The sequence below is a fragment of the Rhizobium sp. KNZ14-9A genome (assembly GCF_056755015.1).
The window spans coordinates 872,066-894,704 of sequence record NZ_JBPGXB010000004.1 but is presented as its reverse complement, the minus strand read 5'-3'; the positions used below and the strand labels follow the sequence as shown (position 1 = coordinate 894,704).

24 protein-coding genes are annotated in these 22,639 nt (G+C 56.1%); 16 read left to right on the top strand and 8 right to left on the bottom strand.

Annotated elements, in window-relative coordinates:
• Positions 1-344: 344 nt before the first annotated feature.
• From ACR9ZQ_RS34430 to ACR9ZQ_RS34410, 5 genes are all read left to right on the top strand, one after another.
• Complete coding sequence (locus ACR9ZQ_RS34430) at positions 345-2,282, top strand: GTP-binding protein (protein WP_481429978.1); 1,938 nt, start codon at positions 345-347, stop codon at positions 2,280-2,282.
• Positions 2,283-2,447: 165 nt separating this feature from the next.
• On the top strand, positions 2,448-2,813 hold the full coding sequence (locus tag ACR9ZQ_RS34425; protein ID WP_481429977.1) for a hypothetical protein: 366 nt from the start codon (positions 2,448-2,450) through the stop codon (positions 2,811-2,813).
• Positions 2,814-3,275: 462 nt separating this feature from the next.
• Entirely contained in the window at positions 3,276-3,779 is a 504-nt protein-coding gene (locus ACR9ZQ_RS34420) for a GrpB family protein (protein ID WP_481429976.1), read from the top strand.
• 391 nt (positions 3,780-4,170) lie between these two features.
• Positions 4,171-4,560 (top strand): ASCH domain-containing protein, encoded by a 390-nt coding sequence (locus ACR9ZQ_RS34415; RefSeq protein ID WP_481429975.1) that lies wholly within the window; start codon positions 4,171-4,173, stop codon positions 4,558-4,560.
• A gap of 168 nt (positions 4,561-4,728) precedes the next feature.
• Positions 4,729-5,538: a nucleotidyltransferase domain-containing protein gene (locus ACR9ZQ_RS34410; RefSeq protein ID WP_481429974.1), complete on the top strand. Its 810-nt coding sequence runs from the start codon at positions 4,729-4,731 to the stop codon at positions 5,536-5,538.
• Positions 5,539-6,427: 889 nt separating this feature from the next.
• On the opposite strand, the gene ACR9ZQ_RS34405 is transcribed toward ACR9ZQ_RS34410, so the two are convergent.
• The 3 genes from ACR9ZQ_RS34405 to ACR9ZQ_RS34395 form a co-directional block, all read right to left on the bottom strand.
• Positions 6,428-7,543, bottom strand: coding sequence for an IS110 family RNA-guided transposase (locus ACR9ZQ_RS34405; protein ID WP_481429973.1), 1,116 nt, complete (start codon positions 7,541-7,543; stop codon positions 6,428-6,430).
• A 158-nt stretch (positions 7,544-7,701) separates the two neighbouring features.
• Complete coding sequence (locus ACR9ZQ_RS34400) at positions 7,702-8,403, bottom strand: alpha/beta fold hydrolase (protein ID WP_481429972.1); 702 nt, start codon at positions 8,401-8,403, stop codon at positions 7,702-7,704.
• An 11-nt stretch (positions 8,404-8,414) separates the two neighbouring features.
• Positions 8,415-9,137, bottom strand: a complete 723-nt coding sequence (locus ACR9ZQ_RS34395; protein WP_481429971.1) for an isochorismatase family protein — start codon at positions 9,135-9,137, stop codon at positions 8,415-8,417.
• 255 nt (positions 9,138-9,392) lie between these two features.
• Between ACR9ZQ_RS34395 and purN the strand changes: the two genes are divergently transcribed.
• From purN to ACR9ZQ_RS34370, 5 genes are all read left to right on the top strand, one after another.
• The gene (gene purN / locus ACR9ZQ_RS34390; protein ID WP_481429970.1) at positions 9,393-9,992 is read left to right on the top strand and encodes a phosphoribosylglycinamide formyltransferase; all 600 of its coding nucleotides are present in this window, start codon (positions 9,393-9,395) and stop codon (positions 9,990-9,992) included.
• Positions 9,993-10,143: 151 nt separating this feature from the next.
• Positions 10,144-11,181 carry a hypothetical protein gene (locus tag ACR9ZQ_RS34385; RefSeq protein ID WP_481429969.1) on the top strand — a complete coding sequence of 346 codons (1,038 nt, stop codon included), beginning with the start codon at positions 10,144-10,146 and terminating at the stop codon, positions 11,179-11,181.
• Positions 11,182-11,193: 12 nt separating this feature from the next.
• Positions 11,194-11,976, top strand: coding sequence for a thermonuclease family protein (locus ACR9ZQ_RS34380; protein WP_481429968.1), 783 nt, complete (start codon positions 11,194-11,196; stop codon positions 11,974-11,976).
• Positions 11,977-11,980: 4 nt separating this feature from the next.
• Positions 11,981-12,166 carry a hypothetical protein gene (locus ACR9ZQ_RS34375; RefSeq protein ID WP_481429967.1) on the top strand — a complete coding sequence of 62 codons (186 nt, stop codon included), beginning with the start codon at positions 11,981-11,983 and terminating at the stop codon, positions 12,164-12,166.
• A gap of 312 nt (positions 12,167-12,478) precedes the next feature.
• On the top strand, positions 12,479-13,699 hold the full coding sequence (locus tag ACR9ZQ_RS34370; RefSeq protein ID WP_481429966.1) for an IS1595 family transposase: 1,221 nt from the start codon (positions 12,479-12,481) through the stop codon (positions 13,697-13,699).
• 1 nt (position 13,700) lies between these two features.
• Here ACR9ZQ_RS34370 and ACR9ZQ_RS34365 read toward each other — a convergent pair whose 3' ends face one another.
• Both ACR9ZQ_RS34365 and ACR9ZQ_RS34360 read right to left on the bottom strand, forming a co-directional pair.
• Entirely contained in the window at positions 13,701-14,063 is a 363-nt protein-coding gene (locus tag ACR9ZQ_RS34365; protein ID WP_481429965.1) for a type II toxin-antitoxin system RelE/ParE family toxin, read from the bottom strand.
• A complete protein-coding gene (locus ACR9ZQ_RS34360) occupies positions 14,063-14,341 on the bottom strand; it encodes a CopG family ribbon-helix-helix protein (RefSeq protein ID WP_439014760.1) in 279 nt (92 codons plus the stop codon). Before ACR9ZQ_RS34360 ends, ACR9ZQ_RS34365 begins: the two co-directional genes overlap by 1 nt.
• Before the next feature lie 549 nt (positions 14,342-14,890).
• Here ACR9ZQ_RS34360 and ACR9ZQ_RS34355 point away from each other — a divergent pair.
• The 4 genes from ACR9ZQ_RS34355 to ACR9ZQ_RS34340 all read left to right on the top strand — a co-directional run bounded on the left by ACR9ZQ_RS34355 (position 14,891) and on the right by ACR9ZQ_RS34340 (position 17,019).
• Positions 14,891-15,361 carry a hypothetical protein gene (locus ACR9ZQ_RS34355; protein ID WP_481429964.1) on the top strand — a complete coding sequence of 157 codons (471 nt, stop codon included), beginning with the start codon at positions 14,891-14,893 and terminating at the stop codon, positions 15,359-15,361.
• Positions 15,362-15,424: 63 nt separating this feature from the next.
• Positions 15,425-15,661, top strand: coding sequence for a hypothetical protein (locus ACR9ZQ_RS34350; protein ID WP_481429963.1), 237 nt, complete (start codon positions 15,425-15,427; stop codon positions 15,659-15,661).
• A 79-nt stretch (positions 15,662-15,740) separates the two neighbouring features.
• A complete protein-coding gene (locus ACR9ZQ_RS34345; RefSeq protein WP_481429962.1) occupies positions 15,741-16,223 on the top strand; it encodes a hypothetical protein in 483 nt (160 codons plus the stop codon).
• Positions 16,224-16,530: 307 nt separating this feature from the next.
• Complete coding sequence (locus tag ACR9ZQ_RS34340) at positions 16,531-17,019, top strand: hypothetical protein (RefSeq protein ID WP_481429961.1); 489 nt, start codon at positions 16,531-16,533, stop codon at positions 17,017-17,019.
• A 1,163-nt stretch (positions 17,020-18,182) separates the two neighbouring features.
• On the opposite strand, the gene ACR9ZQ_RS34335 is transcribed toward ACR9ZQ_RS34340, so the two are convergent.
• Together ACR9ZQ_RS34335 and ACR9ZQ_RS34330 are read right to left on the bottom strand one after the other, a co-directional pair.
• The gene (locus ACR9ZQ_RS34335) at positions 18,183-19,283 is read right to left on the bottom strand and encodes a serine hydrolase domain-containing protein (protein ID WP_481429960.1); all 1,101 of its coding nucleotides are present in this window, start codon (positions 19,281-19,283) and stop codon (positions 18,183-18,185) included.
• 270 nt (positions 19,284-19,553) lie between these two features.
• Positions 19,554-19,865, bottom strand: coding sequence for a DUF982 domain-containing protein (locus tag ACR9ZQ_RS34330; protein WP_481429959.1), 312 nt, complete (start codon positions 19,863-19,865; stop codon positions 19,554-19,556).
• A 369-nt stretch (positions 19,866-20,234) separates the two neighbouring features.
• Between ACR9ZQ_RS34330 and ACR9ZQ_RS34325 the strand changes: the two genes are divergently transcribed.
• Positions 20,235-20,819 (top strand): nucleotidyltransferase family protein, encoded by a 585-nt coding sequence (locus ACR9ZQ_RS34325; protein WP_481429958.1) that lies wholly within the window; start codon positions 20,235-20,237, stop codon positions 20,817-20,819.
• Positions 20,820-21,307: 488 nt separating this feature from the next.
• A complete protein-coding gene (locus ACR9ZQ_RS34320) occupies positions 21,308-21,817 on the top strand; it encodes a GNAT family N-acetyltransferase (RefSeq protein ID WP_481429957.1) in 510 nt (169 codons plus the stop codon).
• Between the two features lie 185 nt (positions 21,818-22,002).
• Here the strand turns inward: ACR9ZQ_RS34320 and ACR9ZQ_RS34315 are convergent, their stop codons facing one another.
• The gene (locus ACR9ZQ_RS34315) at positions 22,003-22,614 is read right to left on the bottom strand and encodes a L,D-transpeptidase (RefSeq protein WP_481429956.1); all 612 of its coding nucleotides are present in this window, start codon (positions 22,612-22,614) and stop codon (positions 22,003-22,005) included.
• Positions 22,615-22,639 lie beyond the last annotated feature (25 nt).

The following is a 22,639-nucleotide window of genomic DNA, read 5'->3' as shown; positions in this document are numbered from 1 at the left end:
AGAAGCTTGACCCAGACGAGAAGTGTGCGTTGTTGAACAAGTTTCCTGACTTGGTTCGACGGTGGCACGATTAGCGCTGGCAGCGGATGGGTCTATTCCGAATTGCTGATCACCCGATCAAAAGAGTCGATGAACCGCTGTCTGGGAGCGAAACTTAGCACGACGATAACGACTGACCGGACGCTTGCCGATCAACCTTGACGATATTGGCTATCTTTAGTTACGATGTCACTTGCTTCCGGGAATTGCTCGCGAGGTATCGTAAGACGCTCATTCGGAGGTCCCAATGCGCCGAGTCCCTTCTCAAAAAACTCAGATCGGAAATTTTGAGAAGATGATTAGATATGCGCGTTATGAATCTGGGCATTCTGGCCCATGTGGATGCAGGTAAGACCAGCCTCACTGAACAACTCCTCTTCGAAACCGGTGCCATCGACAGGCTGGGAAGCGTGGATGGCGGAAACACCCAGACAGATAGTCTGGAATTGGAACGGCAGCGTGGAATAACCATCGCTGCCGCTGTCGCCGCTTTTCGTATCGGCGACCTTCGCGTCAACCTGATCGATACCCCCGGTCACCCTGATTTTATCGCCGAGGTGGAACGGGTATTACGACTGCTCGACGCGGCGATTGTCGTTGTTTCGGCCGTGGAAGGAGTGCAAGCGCAGACGCGTGTCCTTGTCCGTGTGCTTCAGCGACTTGGCATTCCTTTCCTGTTTTTCGTCAACAAGATGGATCGTGCCGGTGCGCGGTATGATGAAGTGCTCTCCGATATGGCGAGGGAATTGGCGGTCCGGCCACTTACCATGTCGACCATCGGCAATATCGGCAGTCGCCAAGCCTACGTCGAGCCTGTCGATATGGAGATGGATCAAAACATCTCCCACCTTTGCGAGGTGCTTGCCATCGGCGACGAAACGCTTCTCGATGACTATGTCCTGGCTCCCGAACGATTGACCGCAAAGAGATTTCGAAGCGCCATCGCGACACAGGTTCGTGGCGACCTTGTGCATCCAGCCTACGGAGGAGTTGCGATGACGGGACTTGGTGTTCCGGAACTCATCAAAGGGGTAGTCGACCTTTTGCCCAGCCGCGTCCCGGACACCTCGGCCGATCTGCGCGGCAGTGTTTTCAAAATCGAGCGTGGCTGGGGCGGTGAAAAAATCGCGTACATTAATGTGGAAGCCGGGACGATAGGCGCTCGCGATCTTATCGAACTGCCGACCGGACCCGCCAAGGTCACAAGCCTCCAGGTATTCGGCGAGAAGGGATTGCGCAGATGTGACCACGCCGCCGCAGGGGAAGTCGCTAAGGTTGCGGGGCTCTCAGGCGTCAGGATCGGTGACGAAGTCGGGGTAGGCAGCAAACAAGCGTTTACGCGACAGTTTGCTCCTCCCACGTTAGAAACACATGTCGTGCCACGGCGGGCGTCTGACAGAGGTGCGCTGTGGCTCGCCTTGCAGCAGCTTTCGGAACAGGACCCGCTTATCAACCTGCGCACGACCGACGATGCGCATGAAATGTATCTGTCCCTCTACGGGGAGGTTCAGAAGGAGATAATCGAGGCGATCCTGCTAGCCGACTTCGGCGTCGATGCGGATTTTGAGGAAAGCACCGTCATTCATGTCGAGCGCCCGACTGGATCGGCGACCGCGCTGGAAACCATCTTCAAATCCCCCAATCCATTTCTTGCCACGGTGGGTCTGCGGGTTGAGCCTCGATCTCCGGGCTCCGGCAATGCCTACACGCTGGAAGCGGATGTCGGGCAGATGCCGATCAGTTTCTATCGCGCAATCGAGGAGACTATATCAGATGCCCTCAAGGCTGGTTTTTACGGATGGCAGGTTATTGACTGCCACGTTGTGCTTACGGCCGTTGGGCAAAGCTCGCCAGCCACGACGGCAGCAGATTTCCGAGGATTGACGCCCTTGGTTCTGGCTGACGCACTTTCTCAGGCTAAGGTGGTCGTTTGCGAACCCGTCGAGCATTTTCGGCTGCAGGTTCCAGCGACGACGCTTCCTATGCTGATCACCCTGCTTGCCAAATGTGGTGCATCTATATCGGAAACGGTGATAGAGAACGCCGTTGCCCGGCTCCAGGGCAAGATTGCATCGGTTCACGTTCAAAGCATTCGCCGTCAACTACCGGGGCTTACCGGCGGTGCGGGTGCAATGGAAACTGCGTTTGACCATCATGCACCGCTAACCGGGGCACCTCCCAGTCGGTCCCGCTCGTCGGCCTCTCCATTTAACCGCGCGGAGTATCTCGCTATGACAAGGTAAGGCGCACCAGTATAACGAGAGAAAGAACGATCACCAAAAAGCCGGGCCGGGAATGTCCGCGCCCGGCCCGCCAATAGCCGTCATTGAATCATTGTAGCCGCTTGAAATGGTTGCGCCCACAAACAGAAACTGCTTTTCTCCGCGACACAACTTAGGCGGAGCGCCATGCTGGACAAGATTCGATTGATTGCGGCTCTCGTAGCTGTGCTCGCTATCCCATCGTTGGTCAGAGCAGACGACGGTCCATGGAACAGCGAAACGTTTGAATATTATGCGTCGATCATTCGTGAGCAGCCAGCAATACGTCCGCGAATTATCAAAGGATGTTCTGAGAGCGGGTTGTCGGCGATGAGGGATCGACTGCGGGCAGAGTTCGAATTGGATAGCGGAATGCCCGCAGAGAAGGCTGCTGTCGAGGTGTGCCGTCGCTTTATCACGGGAATCGCGTCCGGTGCGGTCAAATATGAAACCTATCGAGCATGGGTGGAGACGCCTGACGATAAGAGTGTTGTCATTCCTGATTACAAGTGAGGTCTGGTTAGGACCCGACAGCCGACTTCAGCCGCGTGTTCGCGCCGTACTTCCACGGCATTAGCTGGTTGTCGATCTGTAACCGGTGTTCTGCCTCCACAATGTCCTCGTCTTTCTGATCTGTGATCGGTTTTCCATGGACGAGCAACGGGAGTTTCTCCACGGAGACTACATTGGAGGTTCTCACACGACCAGGAAGGCTGGACGTGAGGCTAACCGGCACGGGCCAGACGAGGTCAAGGCGCAGATTATTTCGCGGTGCACGGCGAAACCCCGGAAAATTCCAGCTCCCGCTGGCCCAAAATCGGGAAGCACTTCAGGCCAGAGCGATGGAAAGTGAGGTCGCAGAGCGATATGGGTTCAAGGAGAGCCAGAAGGATGCCCCGGCTGCAGCGCCAATGTTGGGCAATCCCACGGCCGACATCTCTACCGCATTCCGGCGGTTTTCTCGGAGGACTAACGATGGCTCTGACGAGCAAAATCTCAGATTATGACAGTCGCTGGCCGTCTATGTTTATTGCAGAAAAACAGCGGATTGCGGGCAGCTTCGGCGCTGAGGTTGCTGCGATTTATCATGTAGGCAGCACTGCGGTTCCTGGACTTTCTGCAAAGCCGGAAATCGACATCTTGGTCGAAGTCTCGGAACATCGCAACGAGACCGCACGGGATGACTCCATGCGCACCCTGGGATATGTTCGTGGGACAAACCTTTCAGATGGACATCACTTCTATCGCCGGGATGTCGACGGAGTGCGGACGCATAAGGTGCATGTCTGCATGGTCGGTCACTGGCAAATTGAACGAATGTTAGGTTTCCGAAATCTCTTGAGGGGCGACCCCGTTCTTCGGCAACAGTATCAGGAGTTGAAGCTGCAGTTGGAGGCAAGCAATCGCGACGGGATCGTGGAATACCTTGCAAAGAAGGCTCCCTTCATCGATGCCCTGATGGGGCCTCCTCCCGAGTGATCCCCTCACTCATGCAAATTACCTCCTGTTCTGAGTGCCGCAGAAGACCTACGGGGCGTTTGTGACGCGGCTTTTGCACGAAAACGTTGACGATCAGGAGCGGCAAGGTACGCGACCCGCCACCACTCGCCATCTCCGGCATTTCCAACAATAGCAGTCCGTGTCATCTCGGTTCTTTCCGGGAAAAGGTAACAGGTTGGCCCCCAAATATCTGCCCATCGACTTGGTCCTCTTGGGCGACTTCAGATTTCTTTGCGCGAGCGTTTCAACGAAGGTATCTGTTGTAGGAGCCCCATAAATCATCAATCCTCGGTGTAGAGATTTCCGCGTTGCAATATGATCAGTGACGAACTGCGTTCAGGGGTCCAACGGGGAGACCCAGTGGGAAACATTGGATCGCTTCGCCTTCGGCGATCATCCAGCTCTTGCCGATGAGTTGCTCGACCTCGTTTTACGTGCCCTGAAGACCGCGACATGCTGGCCAATCGAAGAAGGACAACAAACGGAAGTCGGTCGCCGATCCGTCGTATGTGACGGCAAAGGCCGTCCAAGAGCAGTATTGGAGACAGTCTCTATTGAGCAGGTGGCGTTCGATCAGGTCACCCAAGAGTTTGCAGCCAAGGAAGGAGAAGGAGATGCAAACCTCGACCATTGGCGTATCTCGCACCGCGAGCATTTCGAGCGGGCGGGTGCCTATCGGCCTGACATGTTGCTGTGGTGCGAAACTTTCCGGTTGATCTCGATAATCGAAACGTCACCACAATCCCCGGATGGCCGCTAAGGGGCCGCTCGGTCAGAGCCTGCGACAGCGACCTTGCATGCCGGTAGGGCCATTGTGGATGAAAAAACGGTCGCGGGTTGATTTGGTGAGCTTCGTCACAAGAGAATAGGGTCTCCTGGGCGCTGGTAGACCACTGCAGACCTCGGAAGGAGAGTTAGAATGCCTCCCATGGGTGCCTTTAAGCTCGCACAGCTAGAAGAAGCAAGAAGCAACCTCATTTCGACCGCACTGGTGCATTTTAAAGCCGATTCCGACGTGTTGGGCATTTTCGTCGGCGGATCACTGGCAGCGGGCACGGCGGATGCCTATTCCGACATTGACCTTCGCATCGTGGTGTGCGCAGACCGCCATGAGTGGTTTGTGGAGCAGCGCCGCGAAATTCCAAGGCAATGGCCAGGTTTTCGGTTCAACGAGTGGCTTCCCCGTGCACAGCACTGTGTGTCGCACTTCGAGCCATTCGGAGAGATTGACATATTTTATTACAGCGCGGCCAGGTTGACCCCTTCGCCGTGGTTTCGGCTGCCGATCCAGATTCTTCACGACCCACTGGAGATTGTTGCTGATTTGATCCTGCGGTCGGCGAGCCTTGAGTTCACCGTCATCGAGGATGACGTCGATTTTTCGATTAGCAAGGGCTTGGCTGCGGCGCATGAAACCTATCGCCGGGCGCAGCGCGGTGAACTTTTCTATGCACAAACACTCCTGGACGAACTGCGGCAACATATAATGCAAGCCGACGATTGGTTGTTCAATCGAACCCCGGAAGCGGCTGTTCTTTCAAAGTTCGAGCGACGTGCAAGTGAGGCGGTCCGGACGGCCCTGATGGCCTCCTATTGTCCGTGTGACGCCGATGCGATCTTACCTGCCTTGCAGCGCTTGTTGACGCTCTATCGGGAGCAGGTCCTGGGGCTGCACCGGAAGTTTCGGCTAGATCGGAGCATCGCAAACGACATCGAGGCCTTGGAGTTTCTCGGGTAAAGTCAGGTTGCGGTTTTCCACGCCACCTTGACAGAGATTTTATAGTCGTTGGCGGCGATTACGTTCATGATGGAGATGGTGATTACGCGCCAAAGGCGCGACCGGAGATGAGGATGCCTGGCTACAGTGCTGAGCAAGTTTTTGCGCCTTTGATGAGTGAATCGGCCTGGCATGTCATTGCGGTTTTCGGGACCGACGATTACGGTTCGCGCGGGAGGGCCGCCGCGTGAAGATTTTGCTTCCGACAATTGGCACACTCTTGTATCTCATGACCGCAACCACGACCGCATATGCTTGCGCCGCACCTCGGCCGTTCTTTTACAGCCTAGTTGCCGCCGACGCGATCGTGCGGGGGAGCTTATAAACTACGAAGCCACAACGCCAGGCCGTGCGCGTGTGACATTCGAAGTTTTCGAGAGCCTGAAGGGCAGTATCCCCACAGGTCGACTTTCCGTGGACTGGAATCATCGCCTCCAAGGTAAACCACGCACTATGCCCGACGAGGCGATCGTCACCCTTAGGAAGCTCAGCTCTCAAGAAGGCGACAAGTACGAAGTTATGTCTGGCTGTATGGTCCAGGGAATATACTGGACGGCTGCCGATAAAAAGATTGCGATGAAGGTCTTGGAAAATCACGGTCGATGATCGCTTCTGGCGCACAGTTGCCGTGTTCATCATGCTGCGATCAACAAAATCTAGTTCGGTCAAGGTGCGAGCGGCACGCCGCTCTGATGCGCGGATTGGATACCGCATTCCCGATAATGCGTCCGGGGCTATTCCTATCTTACTACGGGCGTCGGTCGGTACCGGCCACAAAGCGGCTGACGGATGTTCCCCTGCCGTTGTCCCGCCTCCGCCCATGCGCGAGGTGTAAGTTGGCTGCGGTGACCTATGTCCTGTTCGCCTGCGCCTCCCTTGCAACAGCCCACATGAAGCCAGCCAGTTCACGAGCAATTGCGGTGCAAACTACCGTCGTTCGTTTTCCCCGTGCTGCGAGCAAGCGATATCGAGCTGTCAATCTGCTCTGAGCTTTCCACGCGGTCTCTCTGACTGCCGGAGGCGCTTCTCGCAGGAGATAAAGCTTCCTCACGCCCAGCTTAGGTGGATGCCGGTACGTCCAGGCACTCTCAACAAGCATGTGCCGAACTCGTCCATTGCCAGCCTTCGTTATCGCGCCTCGTCTTACGGTCTCCCCCGTGGATCGCTCGCCAGGAACGAGACCGAGATAGCCCATCAATTGGCGTGGGCTTTCAAAGCGGGTCACGTCACCGACTTCCGTGGCAAAGGTGACGGCGACAATCAGATCGACCCCGCGCAGCGTTTGCAGCGCTCGAACAACCGGGCCGAGAGACCAGTCCGGAACGAATTCCTCAATCACTTTCTCCAATCGTTCGACACGCTCCTTCGAGATGCGAACTGCCTCGACCATTTCTTGCAGTGCTATCTGATGTGCCGGATGATCGAACCACTGCTCTTGCAGCCAGTGCAGATACCGCATCGTCCAGCCTTTCTTGCGCGGATAGACGCGCCCGTGCTTGAGCATGAAGGCACTTACCTGTTGCCGATGAACCCGCAACGTCTCGACAGCGGCAGAGCGGGCGCGAACGAGATCTCGCATAGCTTCGTGACCCTCGTCGGGAACCCAGACCGCCGTGAGCTCGCCGGCCCTCAATAGCCGGGCGAGCGCAAGCGCGTCTCGACGGTTCGTCTTGACGCGATCACCAGGCTTTCTCGGGATCAGCGACGGAGCGACCACCATGCAGTCATGGCCCAGCGACTTGATGAGCCGGTGGAGGCCGTAACCGGTGGGGCCAGCCTCGTAGCAGAAATGCACCTGATCAAACTTTGCGGCTATACGCTGGATAATGCGGCGCATGCTGGCATCCGATGCCTCAACCTCGCCGACATAACGGATCTCTCCGTTCCGGCCAGATTCAGCAATCGCAATCGCATTCCTCAGCTTGGCAACATCGATTCCAACAAAAGCTTCTCTATAATCTGCCACGGCTCGTCCTCCTGTGATGAGGATCGGCTCGGCCTGTCCGAGCAACCCTCGGAAGACCAGTGTAGGGCGAGCCACCTCAGCCACGAAGAAGGACATACGGACTTACTTTTTACCCACGAACACAACTTGAGAATCGACAGCAAATGATTGACGAGCAGCTAACCGCTCATCTGATCGATCAATTGACGGACTATCGAATTTAGCGCCTCTGGCCGTTCCATCGGCACGTAGTGCCCGCATTCGGGGATGACATGCAGGCAACCGTTTAAGGCTATATCGGCTTGCTTGGAACTGGTCGCGAGTCCTGGTAGGACGTCGTCCGCGCCCGTGACTATGCGCACTGGGCCTGGAAATGTCGAAAGGACATCATCTCGGCTTTGGCGGGTGTGGAATGCCTCAACGCCAAGCACCACATCCTCAAGTGGTTGGCGCATGAGGATGCGCTTGGCTTCGGCGATGATCGCGGGTGAAGTCGAGGTCGAAAAGGCAGGCTCCCACCATTCGCGCCAAGCAGCCCCCAGCCCTTGTTCCCGAAGGGTTTTGATAGCTGTTGCGTGAAACTCCGGGTCCTGCCGTCGCGCAGCCTTTGTCCCGATAAGGACTAATCCCGCGACACGCTCCGGAGCGAGCGCGGCAACCTCCAAAGCACATGAGCCACCAATTGAGCAACCTACGACGATGACTTGGTTACCTCTGGGGAGTTTTAGTGCTTCGGCCGCCCAATCCTCTACACGATCACCGAAACCATAAAGCGTCGGCGCATATGTTGCCCCTGGCAAGAGGTCGAGTTGGGCGGCCCACATCGATCCATCCAAAGGCAGCGCATGGAGTAGTAGAAGTTCCAGATTCTTTCTACACATCGCAGAGAACCCTATGCAGCCGTCGAAGTGGACAAGAGGCTGAGAGCTTCGTTTGTCGGTCGCACATCGCCAAAGCTCCGATAGATATTGTGGAGTGCTGCGTTGTGGTCCTGATCACGCCTAGCAGCCGTCCCGTCAGCTATGAAAATTACCCGGAACCCGCTGGCGTAGGCGTCTCGGGCCGAGGACTCACAGCAGATGTTGGTCAACGTTCCGGTGATGAAAACCGTGTCGATGTCGCGAGCGCGAAGGACAGCTGCCAGGTCCGAAGACCCAGGAAAAAACGCGCTGTAAGCGGACTTCTCGAAATACAGGTCTTCCACTTTCGGCGATAGAACAGGCCACACTCTCTCTGATATCGGGCCAGTCCCGCCCGACGTCCTGAAAATCTCCGCTACCTCTACGCCAAAGAATTCCCGTGTGAGGCCAGGATGTGGTTGATCGGAGCCCGGAACGACCCACGCCACTGCGCCACCAGCGAGCCGAAGGGCGTCTGCGAGGCGAATGATGTTGGGAAGTATCCCTCTGCAATAGCCGCTTTCCTCGACGAAAAACGGGACCATGTCGATCACGATAAGGGCCGTTCGGCGAGCGTCGACAAATTCGTATGCATGCCGTCGTCCACGTCTCTGCTCCTGTCGGTCGTACTCACGCTGCTCAATCAGCCAATTGTGGAGCTTTGGGTGTGGGCCGGTAACATTCGGTGCAATTGCGCTGCCCTGATCAGAAACCATCTCGGCAAATCCTTGTGCGATGCAACGATGATCAGCGGCCGCTACATTGGCGTCAATGACGTCAACCTAAGATGTCTGGAGCGCAGTCCTCGCATTATCAGAGGAAGCCTCGACGACTTCGCTACGGACGCTTCAGACCGGAAGCAGACGAGTGATTGCGGCCGGATCGCGCCACATCCGGTCATTGAAAATCTTCCCCAGTTACCATTAAAGGGAACTCGATAGTCATTTGTGCATCGACCAACGAGGCGTTGAATGAACCGGCTTGGCATCGCATTTTTGGCGTCGAACAACGGCACTTCCTTTCGCGCCATCAACGAGGCCATTCGAGAACATCGCATCGACGCGGCTGCAGTCGTGTTGATCAGCAATAAAGCTTCATCCTCAGCGCTTGGTTATTCCGAGGCCAACGGTATCCCCTCACTCCACATCCCGACAAAGGGCATGGAGACAAGGGCAGATCAGCGGCTTAGGGAGACACTCATCAAGCACGGGGCTGAACTCGTTATTTTGTCTGGCTATCTCAGGAAACTCGGACCCCTCACGCTGGAAGCTTTTGATCGACGGATTCTGAATGTCTACCCAGGGCTTCTACCGAAATATGGCGGCTTGGGGATGTACGGGCGCAGGGTACACCAAGCTGTGCTCGACAACGGAGAGACTGAAACGGGAGCTACGATCCATCTCGTCGATGGAGAATATGACCATGGTCGAACCGTCGCCACTGAAGCTGTTCGGATCGATCCATCGGACGATGTGGTCTCGCTGGAACGACGGGTGATGAAAGCCGAATGCGGCCTCTTCATCGACGTTATCCGTCGCATCAGTGCGGGCGATCTACGCCCGCCACTATAGGCTGGAAGTCTGCTTTGGGCTGAATGCCGCCATGATCTTCGAATGTCGCGTCTTTCAACTCGATATTTGCGTGCAATTTAACCGAAGTATTTCACAATTCATCCTCAGGTTGATGCGATAGAAGCATCTTTCAGGCGGATACGACGACTTCATGCAGTACCAACTTCTCAGTCTCGTAGGCCCGGCTTACGCCTTTGGCTTCCTGGCCCTGTGTTTCTGGTGGCGTTGGTGGTTGCTTGTGTCCGCTGGAATCGTGGCGGCTGTTCTGGCCAAAATCGAATTCGCGAGCGTCAATGCCTCGGACGGGGCAGGCGCAGCATTTGGGATCATCCTCGTCGTCTTTGTGGTGATTGGTGCCGCGAGCGGTTTCGTTGCAAGCGGAATTGTGCTCATCGGCCGCACCGCTCAATTGCAGGCGCTGCGGGCCGTATTCGTGCTTCCTGTCGTTTTCATCTTAGGCTTCGGAAGTTATTTCGTCGTCACCTGGACCCAGCAGAAAACCAGGGAGGCTCGCTATAGGCCGGCCGCTGCCGCATGCCTCGACAACTTGCATCCAGCCCGGATCGCCGATGTCGACATCGCGATTCCAGTCGCGCCTGGTATCTTTCTCTACGGCGAGGGAATGAACAGCGACCATTACCTTCTTTGGAGCAATCCAGATGCACGCGCCTTCTGTGGCGAGGCAGATGGGGGCAACGCGACGTTGAAGTCGGTTGTCTTCATGCTGGACGGCCTCCCGGCGCGGAGAGAGATGGAAACCAAACGACCGTTCTGTTCGCGCCCACACCCTGAATATCCCTGGGCGGAAATGGCCTGTCACCTGATCCCGATGGACGTTATCCCTGATAAGCCGGTCAAAATGACCGTTTCCATCAAGGCCCCGAGCGTTGATCCCTCGGTCCGGGAACGGGAGGCCATGTTGAAGAACCAGCCCACCGTGGCTTCCGACGGCCTCAGAACCTATCGCTCACAAAATGACCTCTATCTGCAGCGGCCGGACGGCTATTTCGCCCGATGCCACGACCATCGTTCCAAAAGCCAACCTTGGCTCTCCTGCACGGCAACGGAGGAGTTATCAGACAAGCTCGCCATCTCGTATGATTTCAGGAGCACTGCGGAGCTTTTCATAACGCAGTCAGCTACCGTCGCGGCCAATGCCCGAGCGATCTTCAATTCCCTAAAACCGTGAAAGCTCGCTCCAATGGACCCGGCTGGCAACCTCCGAAACGATATCGAAACAGCACTACTTCGCCAGAACCTAACGGCTTGGCAGCGAACCTTTCTGACCGACATCCACGCTCGTCTCGAACGATCCGGTGGACAGGCTCGCCTTTCCGATAAACAGTGGCGGAAGATTTTCGAAATTCTCGGGCGACAGAACAGCGTAATTACGCAGCCGCCGACTATCATCAGCGGCTATCCAACTCGCCATCGGGCAAGGAGATCATTCAGGCTCCCTTTGGGCCGCACCGGCAGACGGTTGAAGTGGCGTCTCGAACGCCTGGTCCTGGGACTTCTGATCGTCGCAGCTGTGGCCATCGCCCAGCAGATATTCGAATTCGGATCAGGACAATTTCAGTCAGCTCCCGCGACGACGCTTGCGTCGCAGACACAGGAATTTACGGTGACCGATGGAGACACTGTTCACGTTGTTGGCGAGGCGGCAGGTACCCGGTTGGTTGGCTTTAATACACCGGAGAAGTTTTCGCCGGAATGCGAGTACGAACGCCAGCAAGGCGAGCGGGCCTCGGCACGGCTTCGGCAACTGGTCGCCCATGGCCGCGTCCAGCTGACAAAGGTCGCATGCGCATGTGCGCCAGGCACGCAGGGGAGGGCGAAATGCAACCACGGGCGCTATTGCGGCACGCTAACCGTCGACGGGAAGGACGTCGGCAGCATTCTCATCAGTGAAGGCCTTGCTGTGCCATTCGTCTGCGGCAGAACGAGTTGCCCGCCGACGCCCCGGCCATGGTGCACGGGATGACGCAATGAACGGACCTTCTCGCAACGCAAATGGCTTGTTAACGCTTGTCCGCACGTTGATCCGCTTCGTCTTAAGCTTCGTTTTCTGGGCGATCCTCCTTGTTTTTGCGGCCATCGTCCTCGTGCCCATGTTACTGATGGCGGGCAAGGCTCCTCCGACCCCAGTGCTGCCGACCAACGAGACGAGATAGCAAATCTACAACCTGGCATGAAGCAAGGGACTTTCCGGCGGATCGCATGCTGAACGCGAGTTGATATCGCGGCGACGTCCTCTCGTTGAGATGCGCCATCCAATTCGGGTGCTCCTGGCGTCGCAACCTTATGATATTCCTTGGGGCTACTTCGCTAGTCGACCAAATCCGACGAGCTTCAACTGCCCGCCACAAAAACAAGCAAACCTCCAGTATTGGAACGGCTTATCCCTCTAGCGCCGGTTTAACCATATCTTGAGGTTCTGGCGGCTGACGCTCGCCAAGGCGCACGCCCTGGTTTAGTTGAGGCGCATGGCCCACCAGTCTGTCTTCAGATGGCGATACGACCGCCCCCTTTCGCTGGAGCAGTTCCAACTGCAATTTCCGGACGACCACTCCTGCGCGGCGTACCTGGCGAAGAAGCGCTGGCCCGACGGGTTCGTCTGCCCGCACTGCGGATCGCGAAAGGGCTGGAAGCTGCGGTCGAAGCCGTGGGTCTGGGAATGCGGTGGCGACAAGGCCGACGAACATGGCGAGCTGATCCCGTGCCGCAAACAGACCTCGGTCATCGCTGGCACCATCATGCACAAGACACACCTGCCGCTGCGGCAGTTGTTCCTGGCCGCGCACCTGGTGACGACGCACTCGAACGGCATTTCGGCCCTTCAGCTCCAGGCCAAGCTGGGCATCGGCTCTTACAAGACGGCGTGGCTCCTCCTCCACAAGCTGCGCCGTGCTATGGTCAATCCCGACCGAGAGAAGCTGGGCGGCTACGACGAGGTCGTGGAGATCGACGAGACAAGCATTCCATTCCGGACAAAGGACGAGCCTGTCGGTGGCGGACAAGGCCGCAGCCCCATCGGCAAGCTCAACGTGATCGGTGCGGTGGAATGGCGCGACGAGGGAAGGTCGGGCCGCATTCGGCTTGAGCCGATCCGCAGCAACGGCAAGGAATCCCTGCATCCTTTCGTCCTGCGCAACACCGCTCCCCACACGACGATCTTCACCGACGGCAACCAAGCCTACCAGGGAATCCCGGACCGCAAGCACGCCTCCAAGGTCGTGGGCAAGCTTCCCGCTCACCTCTGGTTCAAGCGCATACACCGCGTCTTCTCGCTGTTGAAGCGGTGGATGATGGGCGTCTACCACGGCGTCCGCCGCCGTCACCTCGACATCTACCTCCAGGAGTTCGTCTTCCGATGGAACCGGCGGCGGCAATATCGCGCGGCGTTCGACAGTCTCGTCGCCATCGGCAATGAGGTCGGTCACGCCAGTCTCCGCGACATCGTCGGTAGGCCTCCGGTCCTCAAGACCCTCATGGAACAGGTGCGGGACGGGACGGATGTGGATCGCCGACAGGCTTACCTGGAGGCCCTCGCCAAGGGCGTTCCCAAAGTGTACGCGCGGCGACTGCTCGATTCCGAGTATGTCGCGCCGGAACCTCGTATCTATCGGCGCAACGTTCCGCCGCGCCCTGTCTTGGCCAGATCACGGTCGGCATTCGTGTTCGCTCCATATCCACTAGGCCTGTAAGTCAGAACCCTGGCTTCGCGCCGCCGGTATACGTCTCTTTTTTGTCGTCTTCATCATCATTGTCGTCTGCAACGCTCAGCTCGGCTGGCGCGTATGCGTCCTTCTGCCGTGCGTCCCTGATCGCCGCAATCTCGACCATGCCGTTGCGTTCGCGAATGGTGAGTACCAAAGGAGGCATGCTCACCTTTCGCGTCCCTTCCAGAATTCCTTTTTCAGTCATCTGCGGAAATGATGAAAGGAGGCCTTTCTGCCTCTCCAGACGTTCAATGAGCTTTCTGGCGGCGGCAGGGTTCACCTCCGCAAGTTCGGCAACCTCGCTCAGGAACCAGCGCTCCGCGCTTTTGGATAAACGAACAGGAGGCATCAACCGACCAGCTTACCGCGTCGATATTCGGCGGCATCGACGATTGTCCGGGCCTTCTCAAGCACGTCCTCAAGATCGACGCTTTCCCCGCGATCCAGTTCATCGATGCCTTGAGCATCTCGGAGAATTTCAGCCCCTTCACCTGCCAGGTATTGACTGAGCGCCTTCTGCATCACCCAAGTACGATCTCGGTCCAGAATCGCGGCGATCCGGTCAAATTCCGCAACCAAAGGTGCCGGCAGCCTCAGGGATACTTGAGCTTTTTCGGTATGCAGCATGGTCGATGGCTCCGTATTTCGATGAAATACACTGTAACCCATTCATGGCGAAAGTCAATCTTCACTGGGCTTTGCGGCGTGGAGGGAATCGCATAAGCCCTTGATTAATCGAAGTTTAGATGAATTTTATGGATCATCAATATCTAGTGGCTCCGGAACTAACGGGATAAGCCGTGTATTGGATACCCAGCCTCGACATGCCCGAGGGAGAGATCAGCTATAGCGGAACGACAAACAGACCAAAGGAACGTGCTAGGCCTAACCCGGGACCTGACGAGTTGGTCGTGGAAGCTTTTTGGATCGTTGGATACGATGATGACCGTTCGCACGGGCGAAGAACGATTGAATGGCTAAAGGAGGCAAGACAGCTCGATGGTCGTTCAAGGATTTGCGAATGTACGCGCGGCTGATCTTCGATAAGGATGCCATCCCTCAGCACGAAGTCATTGTCGACGGACTTCGCACCCTTCTATCCCGCTGGCGGACGTCGCGCTGATCACGAAAGGACGAATTGCAATGGGTGCAAATTCGACGCGAAATCGGAAACGAATGCTTCAGGAAAACCTGAAGGCGATGCGACCTGAAAACCTGGTCCATCCGGAGGAGCGTCTTCTACCCGCAGAGTTCCGTGAAAAGCTACGAAAACATGGGCTAGTTGGTGGTGCTCTTCCACTTTTCGTCAGTACCCACGCCAGCTACCCGTCTGGCTATTCGATAGCTTTGCCGGAATCTGGCGGTGGCAATACGCTTTGGGGCTGCGAGGCCTATACCCGAGATGACGATGGGCACGACCAACTAACGCGTATGGCAGACCTGAAGCTTTGGGGAGAAGTAGGCAACTGGAACATCTGTGTGTGGGAATGGGTGCCTGGGCCGGGCCCTGGCGACTTCAAGAAGAGACATATGTCCTTGGACGAGGCTCTTGAGAGCATACTCAGCTACTTTTTCGACCCAAATGATGAGAATTTCAAACAAGCTGAACTCGCCCGCCTCGACATGGATCGGCGAAGCCGACGTTGAAATCATTTCCGCAACGTCGCTCAGGTCATTGACGCGCTTCTTTGCGCGGCTCAAGTTCATCAGATGGACGACATATACTCGCCTGACATTCCCAGAGACGATCCTGAACGCTTCATCCGATGCCAGGAAGCCCTCCATCTCGCGTTTGCAAGCTTCGTGGATCGAGCAGTCGCGCTCGGTTGGCAGGCCGACGAAGTGCTCACCGTCATTATCGAGCTGGCGGACAATCACGCACTCATGCTCGCAGCCAATGCAGACCTCGAAGCGGCGTTGACACCCTTGAGAAAACGCCCCTCTTGACTCCTCCGAAAAATAGAACAAAATAAGAACATCCGTACGGCAGTAGCTTCTAATCCTAACCAAACAAGGAGGATTCCGCATGCCTACGATCTTATTCAGACACGAGCCGGACGTCTCGTCGCAGGACGTTATGAAGGTGGCGGTCTTCGCCGAATATGTCGGCAACCAGTGCTTCGACGTCTTTGGCGGTGACGGATCAAAATCTCGGTCGGAGACCCTGTCGCTTCGAGCGCAGGAAGTGCCCGACGCGCTCGATTTCGGAGACGAGCCACACTTTTCGCATGAGACGATACAGAAGATCATCGATCTCCGAAGTATCGTTGCAGATATGTGCTTCGATAAGTTCGGCGAGCGGGGACACATGGGAAAGTCCATGGACTTGATCCGAATGGATCAGGAGGTGAATCAGGTCCTCGACAAACTTGTCGTCGTCCAGCTGTCGCCTGAGGAGGCAGAAGAGGCTGAAGCCGATTGGGACCATGAATCCCAGTTCTATCCAACCGTGGACGGTGGCAGTTCCGATGCAGTTCGCCACAACATGGACTTCCAGGCGGACGTATGAATCGTACGATCTGATCAACGCCACAACCTCGATAAACGCGGCGGCCAGCGGCCGCCGTTTTCTATAGTCCTGTCGCTTCAAGCGTTCTCCTAAGACGTATTGGATAGTCCCGCGCGAGACCCGGCCCACGGCGGGTACTACAGCAATCCAGACAATGCGCCGATCGCTTGAAATATCGGATATTTTGGGGGGAACGCTGCAAGTCTCCCTTAACCTGGATCGTGCTTTCTAGTGTTGCTGACTGGGGAGAGCGCGGAGCCGTTCTTGACAATCGGCGTTCCCCGTCGTCGGCCATATCGGGGGGAAGATGTTGACGGAACTCAATCTGAAAGGACAACTCACTTTGAAACGCATCTTCAGGTCGCTTGTCGCGCTCTCCATCTTGTCGGGGTGCAATTCTACCGCGACTACCGGGCCTGCCAAACTCCCACGTCCGGCCTCAAGCACATCCGCAGACATTTCAGAGCTTGCTCAATTCAAGTCAGACCCGAAGACACTGACAGCCACCCGCTCGTTTCCAGAGAGTTTTGATGTGATGTATAAACGTGTCGCAAATCAAGCGGACCGTTGTTTCAATGGAGCAAGTGATCTTTATGCCGATCAAGGTATTGGAATTGCGTTCAACAATTACGATCTTGGCGGCGCTTATGTGTATTGGGTAAAGATCGAAAAGGCAGGCACAGGTTCGAAGGTTACGGTCTATACCGGCAATAATATGGCGAAACAAAAATACGTTGACGACATGTTCCGGTGGGCGTCCGGCGATACAAAATGCACCAAAGGTTGGATTCTCTAAAGGCCGCAAGCTCGCTCAACATCGGATAGATTAGCAGGCCTTCGGGTGTCATTTCGCCCCCTACCGAAACTGATCTCTTTTACTTAGCGGGTCACCCTCTGGCGCGGCGCTCGGCGGAAGGAACAAGACGCGCAAGCTTCGCGAGCCGCATCGTGGGCAACGCAAGCGGTCGGCAAGATTCAGGATCGGGAAATCTCGGCCTCTGGTGGCGACAAGCGTCGCCATTTCGAGGTCGTATTTCCAATCGCGGGAAGGCGGCGCTGTCCTCCCACGTGGTCGGTCATCGACTGAGCTGCGTCGCCCAGCGTTGCGATGACGGACGACAGCAGCATCATCGCGACTACTCAGATGCCGGATCGGGCCCCTGACTGAAATATGGAATCTAAGCAGCTACTGAAGCGCCTACAGGCGGAAGCCTCGCCTCAATCTCAGATGATCTTGATAACCCATCTCCCCGCAGTTATGTTTTCCGCATTGGGTGCCTTACCGAACCTGCTGCCGGGTTGAAGGGTGAATATCGCAATTTAAGGGCGGCCGTGTTTAACAAGGTCGATGGGTAATCGGCGGACTTCGACACAACACAGCGGATCGTCTTATGCGCCCGTCTCCGACTTTCATATTTTCGGCTGCCAACGTCGCAGCGTTAAAGAAGGCACTCCGTAACGAGTATCCCAATATCCGGTCATCGCACGCAGATGAGGCTTTAGCCGCGTCGTTCGGGTTCAAAACGCACGCTGCAATGCTCATTGTTTTGCGCCAACTAGATGGCGCTGCCCGCTTGATCGTTGGAGTAGATCATGTTCAGCTGGCCGTTAGACTGGCGCAACTCGGTTATCTACACGTTTCAGCCGCCCGCTTATGGTCTTTTGTTTGGACGATTGAATTTCCCGTTCGCCAATACGATGACGAAGGCGAGCGTAGTATTAGGATGCAGCTAATGCCTGATGCTGCAAACTCCCCGTAAAGCGAGGCTTGTTCCGACCCCAGTTGACTTATGGGCATCTCATGCGGTTGCCGAAGCGGTCGAGCGAACACCGAGGCTGCGGCCCAAGATTGGAAACTGACCATCCGCGGGGATGTCATGTGAGCGTCTGGAGCAACCGCCTATTAGGGCAGCACTCAACGAATTTCAGTTATCAGAACGAGTGCAAAGACGGTGATTTTCAGGTGTCTGCCAGACTGGGCAGGAATACATTGTACAACAGCGCGGCGGGTGCCCTCCACTGATCTGGGGAATTGTAATTGCCGGCGGTGATGGCGAGGACAAAGTCAAAGCCTGGGAAGATGAACAGCCGCTGCCCACCATTGCCGAGGGCAGCGATGAAACGCTCGCCATAGGTTCCTGTCTTGTCTGTTACAGCTTCCTCGCCCAGATACCAGAGATAACCGTAATGCATTCCCGGCCAACCGATATCAACGATGGCGGCAGGTTGGAAACTTTCATCGAGCCACGATTTTGGAATGACACTGCGGCCTTGCCATTCGCCGCCCTGCAAGATCACCTGCCCGATGCGGGCCAGTGAGCGAGGCGACAGCCGTAGCCCCGATGCAGCCGACGGCTCGCCGTCTTGGCCCCGAATCCATTCCATGGCGTCAATGCCGAGGGGATCAAACAGCACCTCTTTCGCGAAGTCCGGCAAGCTCTGGCTGGTCCCTCGCTCAATGATCTTGCCAACCAGCGCAACCGCCCCGCCACTGTAAATCCAGCCCCTTCCCGGTTTGGCAAGGATCGGGCGATCCAAGATGAAGCGATAGCGGTCGGGCGCTTGCTCCATGGCGATCTCGCTATTGGCAGGATCGGTATAGGGGGCGTTTTCGTTCCATTCCATGGCCAGCGTCATGGTCAGTGCATGGCGAATGGTGATGCGCTCGCGTTCAGGATCACGGCCAAGATCAGCATATTCCGGAAACTGCGCGACGATCGGCGTGTCGAGGGCCGGCACGCGCCCTTTGGCAAGAGCTATACCGTAAAGCACACCGACGATGCTTTTAGTAACGGACCGGATGTCGTGAAGGGTTTCTGGCCCGAACTTAACATTTTCCAGCGACTCCCCCCATTTCATGTCGTCGCCGTCCATATAGCGTTCAAAGACGATACGACCGCCGCGCAATGCGACAACCCCGTGCACACCCGATAGCTTTCCGCCTTTCGCCAGATCGTCGAAACGCGTTACGGGGTCGGACTTGAATCCTGTCTCAGCTGTCGCAGCAATCTGCCAATCGGTATGCTTTCCGTCCGCGATGGCGGGTGTCGTGCTGACCATTATTGTTGCTCCCATGTACTTGAGGATGTCTCTGCGATTTGCTCGGGTGGTCATTGGCAACCTGTCAATTAAGGGGTCTGCTTTGTGATTTCTTGATAGATTTTGCTGACCTCGAACAACTTCAGCCCATCATCGCGGACGCAACGAGCTAAGGCATTCTTCAGACCGCCAGGTCCTTATTGCGAGGATCGTCGAGTTGCATTCACTCCTCGGAGGCAATACGGAAAAAACTTCGGGTGGAGTTTGGAAGCCACCATACTGAGGGATAGACTAATTGCACTGCTGGGAGGGCCGATCAGGTTGGGTCTGTTCCAATCCGTGATGGACGACAGTTAGAGCAGCAAAGCCAGCTTCATTGGCCGCACGTAAGAGGATTTCCCGAAATTGCTCCGGTGAGATGTTTCCGGTAATGGCGTCGACGCAAGCTTTCACGGCAGCCACATACTCCTCGCCGTCATCGGACGGCCAGTCCTTCATTAGGAGATGTGCTGCATCACCCAGGGTGCGCACGATTCTGCGTGTTGCTCTGTCGCGCAGAACAATCCCGACCGGCGTGAATGCCGATGATGTATTCCAGCACATTTTCCTCAACCCCAAGGCACTAATATTTCAATCCTCGTGTGCAACATACGCGCGTATTATATAATTTGGAATTGAAATTATCCTGGAGAAAGCGACCCCATCGAAGCTGTCGGGTATAAAAGAAAAGGGCGCTCTACGACACATGTCGGAGCGCCCTGAGCTGCGTCAGCCTTTGTTGCGTTGGTGGACGACCGCAGCAACACCAGTTGATTGGATTTGTAATAGATTGCAACCGGAGGCGTTTCGACCAGGTGTTTTACGACTATGTATATTTCGCCTCCACTCGATGATGTGGTGTGGCAGAATCGGTCAGAATCGGTCGTGCTGACACACCATTGAAATTGATCGCGTTCGACGGAGGAAGTTGGCATGAAGGAACAGTTCCTGCGATTGCAAGCCGTTGTTCTCGACAGCCCTTTATTGCCGGTCCTGCTGGAAAACTGGGACAAGGTTGCTCTGCCAGATTCCTGGCTAGTGGCTGGGGCGATTGCTCAAACGGTATGGAACCATGAGGCGGGGTTCCCTCTGGCTCATGGCATCAATGACATCGATATCGTCTATTTCGATGCCAATGATCTCTCCGAGGACACCGAAGCGGAACACGCAGCTCGAATACGTAGCGCCTTTTCCGAACTGGGTGTTTGGATCGATGTGAAAAATGAGGCAAGGGTTCACCTCTGGTACGAGGCGAAATTCGGCTTTCCGCTCAAACCATACCTGTCGACCGTCGATGCTATAGCGACGTTTCCGACGACGGCCACGGCCGTTGGCCTTCGTCCCGACACTGGCAGCCTGGAGTTTTGTGCTCCCTTCGGCCTTTCTGATCTCCTTGAGGGTATTGTCCGTCCGAACAAGAGCCAGATCAGACAGGAGATTTACGAGCAGAAGGTCAACCGATGGATCAAAATATGGCCGAAGCTCCGTGTTGTGCCTTGGGTTGAGGAAGAAGGATGAGGAGCGGTTCTGTGTCGGTGCCGAGCCAGCTTCGCCGGAAGGACCCGGCTCGGCGATGTTGCGTTTTATACGCCGAGGTCGCCGATCTGTATCGTTTCGAGTTCCTTCGGCATGATGCATCCTCAATGAAGGGCAGTTGCCGTGATCCGAACTAAGGTCGATACGTGGCAGGAAACCATAGAGAGGTTGCTCAGCGCGCCGTTTCGTTCGAAGATTGGAGTCCGAAACCGCCGCGTATCGGTCACATAACGCTATTCAGGTTCTCTGCGGAAGAATGGCTGTGGGTACCAAACATCGACGCCGAGTTGTTGCCCATCGAACTTAAAGTAAAAACGCTCCATGGCACGGCACATTCGGCAAATTGATTGTGGACACCCAGAGAGGGCGTGCACGGAGAAGAAGTTTATGTTTGCAACGCAACAGCGCAAATCGACCTTCGCGACGCAAACTCGATATAGCGCTCCGATTATCTCGACGGAGAACATTGGATGTCCCACCAGACCATCATATTAAGTGCAGGGTTGGAGGACAAGGCGACAATCGCTAACCTGCAGCTCTATCTATATGACATGACAGCTGATTTACCATTTCCAGTTGGGCGTAACGGCAGGTTCGAATACGACTACCTGGATCGGTTCTGGCAGCATCCATATCTGATACTGCATGATGATGAACTGGCTGGTTTCGCCCTCGTCATAGACCGAAGTCCAGTCACGGGAAGTGCCGAAAGGCACTTCATCGCGGAGTTCTTCGTGCTTAAGGCGTATCGAGGGAGGGGAGTTGGGAGGAGAGCGTTTCAAGAAATTGTCCACAACCATCCTGGTGCGTGGCAGATCGGCGTCATTGAAAAGAACGTTGGAGCGAGTGTGTTCTGGAAGCAGGTGACGCGGCCCTACCAACCTACATTCTACTCACATGGTTTCGATGGTGAGGATTGGCTGATCTATGAGTTTGCTTCGGCCAAATCTCAGCCCGATGCGTTACCACATTCGGCCTAACAGACTTGGGCCACTCCAGGGAGGAAATCCTCGAAATTCTACGCCTGGAGTTCGAAAAGCCACGCGGCCACGGCCAGAGACATTTCGATCCTTGAAGACGATGTCGGAATAGGCAGTCGCTTGCCAAGCATGACATCTGCGAAGACAGGGGCGAGGCCCCGACGGTTCGATCAAGCGAAATTCGACTATCGCTGGACGATCACCTGGGTCCCCGGTTGCACCATCTCGTAAAGCTCCTCGACGTCTTCGCGATACATCCGAAAGCATCCGCTCGATGCATTGGTGCCGATAGAGGAGGGATCGTTGGTGCCGTGGATGCGGAGCAAGCCGTCGGCAAGGTAGATCGCTCGGGTACCGAGGGGGTTTGAGGGACCTGGCCCTACGACGGTTGGTAACCTTGGATTTTTCTGTCGCATGCTTGCAGTTGGCCGCCATTCGGGATGCTCGCGCTTGGATACAACCCGCGTCGACCCGTACCATTGTTTGCCTTCGCGCCCGACTGCGATGGGATAAGCAAACTGTTCACCCCATGCCGTCGTGTAGACAAGCGTGTGCTCGCGTGTCGCGATCACGATCATCCCCCGTGCGCTCGGTGTCGCCCGTCGCCTGCGCTCACGCGAGGGTTCCTGGTATCGAGGCGTTGGCTCGTAGTAAGGAGGAGGAGGCGGATAGGGACTATATGGATCGTCATAATAGTAGCCGCCGTAGTCGTCGTAGCCATCGTCCGGCCGGTACTCTTGGGCTTGAGCGTTAAAGACCGTCAGCAAAAGGGCCGCTGCGAGTGCCAGCAATCTCATTTTATGCCATCCGCTTGTTATACAA

Coding starts and splice junctions, on each gene's coding strand:
- ACR9ZQ_RS34430 (WP_481429978.1), top strand. CDS start 345: ATGCGCGTTATGAATCTGGGCATTCTGGCCCATGTGGATGCAGGTAAG.
- ACR9ZQ_RS34425 (WP_481429977.1), top strand. CDS start 2,448: ATGCTGGACAAGATTCGATTGATTGCGGCTCTCGTAGCTGTGCTCGCT.
- ACR9ZQ_RS34420 (WP_481429976.1), top strand. CDS start 3,276: ATGGCTCTGACGAGCAAAATCTCAGATTATGACAGTCGCTGGCCGTCT.
- ACR9ZQ_RS34410 (WP_481429974.1), top strand. CDS start 4,729: ATGGGTGCCTTTAAGCTCGCACAGCTAGAAGAAGCAAGAAGCAACCTC.
- ACR9ZQ_RS34400 (WP_481429972.1), bottom strand. CDS start 8,403: ATGTGTAGAAAGAATCTGGAACTTCTACTACTCCATGCGCTGCCTTTG.
- ACR9ZQ_RS34395 (WP_481429971.1), bottom strand. CDS start 9,137: ATGGTTTCTGATCAGGGCAGCGCAATTGCACCGAATGTTACCGGCCCA.
- purN (WP_481429970.1), top strand. CDS start 9,393: ATGAACCGGCTTGGCATCGCATTTTTGGCGTCGAACAACGGCACTTCC.
- ACR9ZQ_RS34385 (WP_481429969.1), top strand. CDS start 10,144: ATGCAGTACCAACTTCTCAGTCTCGTAGGCCCGGCTTACGCCTTTGGC.
- ACR9ZQ_RS34380 (WP_481429968.1), top strand. CDS start 11,194: ATGGACCCGGCTGGCAACCTCCGAAACGATATCGAAACAGCACTACTT.
- ACR9ZQ_RS34375 (WP_481429967.1), top strand. CDS start 11,981: ATGAACGGACCTTCTCGCAACGCAAATGGCTTGTTAACGCTTGTCCGC.
- ACR9ZQ_RS34370 (WP_481429966.1), top strand. CDS start 12,479: ATGGCCCACCAGTCTGTCTTCAGATGGCGATACGACCGCCCCCTTTCG.
- ACR9ZQ_RS34365 (WP_481429965.1), bottom strand. CDS start 14,063: ATGCCTCCTGTTCGTTTATCCAAAAGCGCGGAGCGCTGGTTCCTGAGC.
- ACR9ZQ_RS34360 (WP_439014760.1), bottom strand. CDS start 14,341: ATGCTGCATACCGAAAAAGCTCAAGTATCCCTGAGGCTGCCGGCACCT.
- ACR9ZQ_RS34355 (WP_481429964.1), top strand. CDS start 14,891: ATGCTTCAGGAAAACCTGAAGGCGATGCGACCTGAAAACCTGGTCCAT.
- ACR9ZQ_RS34350 (WP_481429963.1), top strand. CDS start 15,425: ATGGACGACATATACTCGCCTGACATTCCCAGAGACGATCCTGAACGC.
- ACR9ZQ_RS34345 (WP_481429962.1), top strand. CDS start 15,741: ATGCCTACGATCTTATTCAGACACGAGCCGGACGTCTCGTCGCAGGAC.
- ACR9ZQ_RS34340 (WP_481429961.1), top strand. CDS start 16,531: ATGTTGACGGAACTCAATCTGAAAGGACAACTCACTTTGAAACGCATC.
- ACR9ZQ_RS34335 (WP_481429960.1), bottom strand. CDS start 19,283: ATGGTCAGCACGACACCCGCCATCGCGGACGGAAAGCATACCGATTGG.
- ACR9ZQ_RS34330 (WP_481429959.1), bottom strand. CDS start 19,865: ATGTGCTGGAATACATCATCGGCATTCACGCCGGTCGGGATTGTTCTG.
- ACR9ZQ_RS34325 (WP_481429958.1), top strand. CDS start 20,235: ATGAAGGAACAGTTCCTGCGATTGCAAGCCGTTGTTCTCGACAGCCCT.
- ACR9ZQ_RS34320 (WP_481429957.1), top strand. CDS start 21,308: ATGTCCCACCAGACCATCATATTAAGTGCAGGGTTGGAGGACAAGGCG.
- ACR9ZQ_RS34315 (WP_481429956.1), bottom strand. CDS start 22,614: ATGAGATTGCTGGCACTCGCAGCGGCCCTTTTGCTGACGGTCTTTAAC.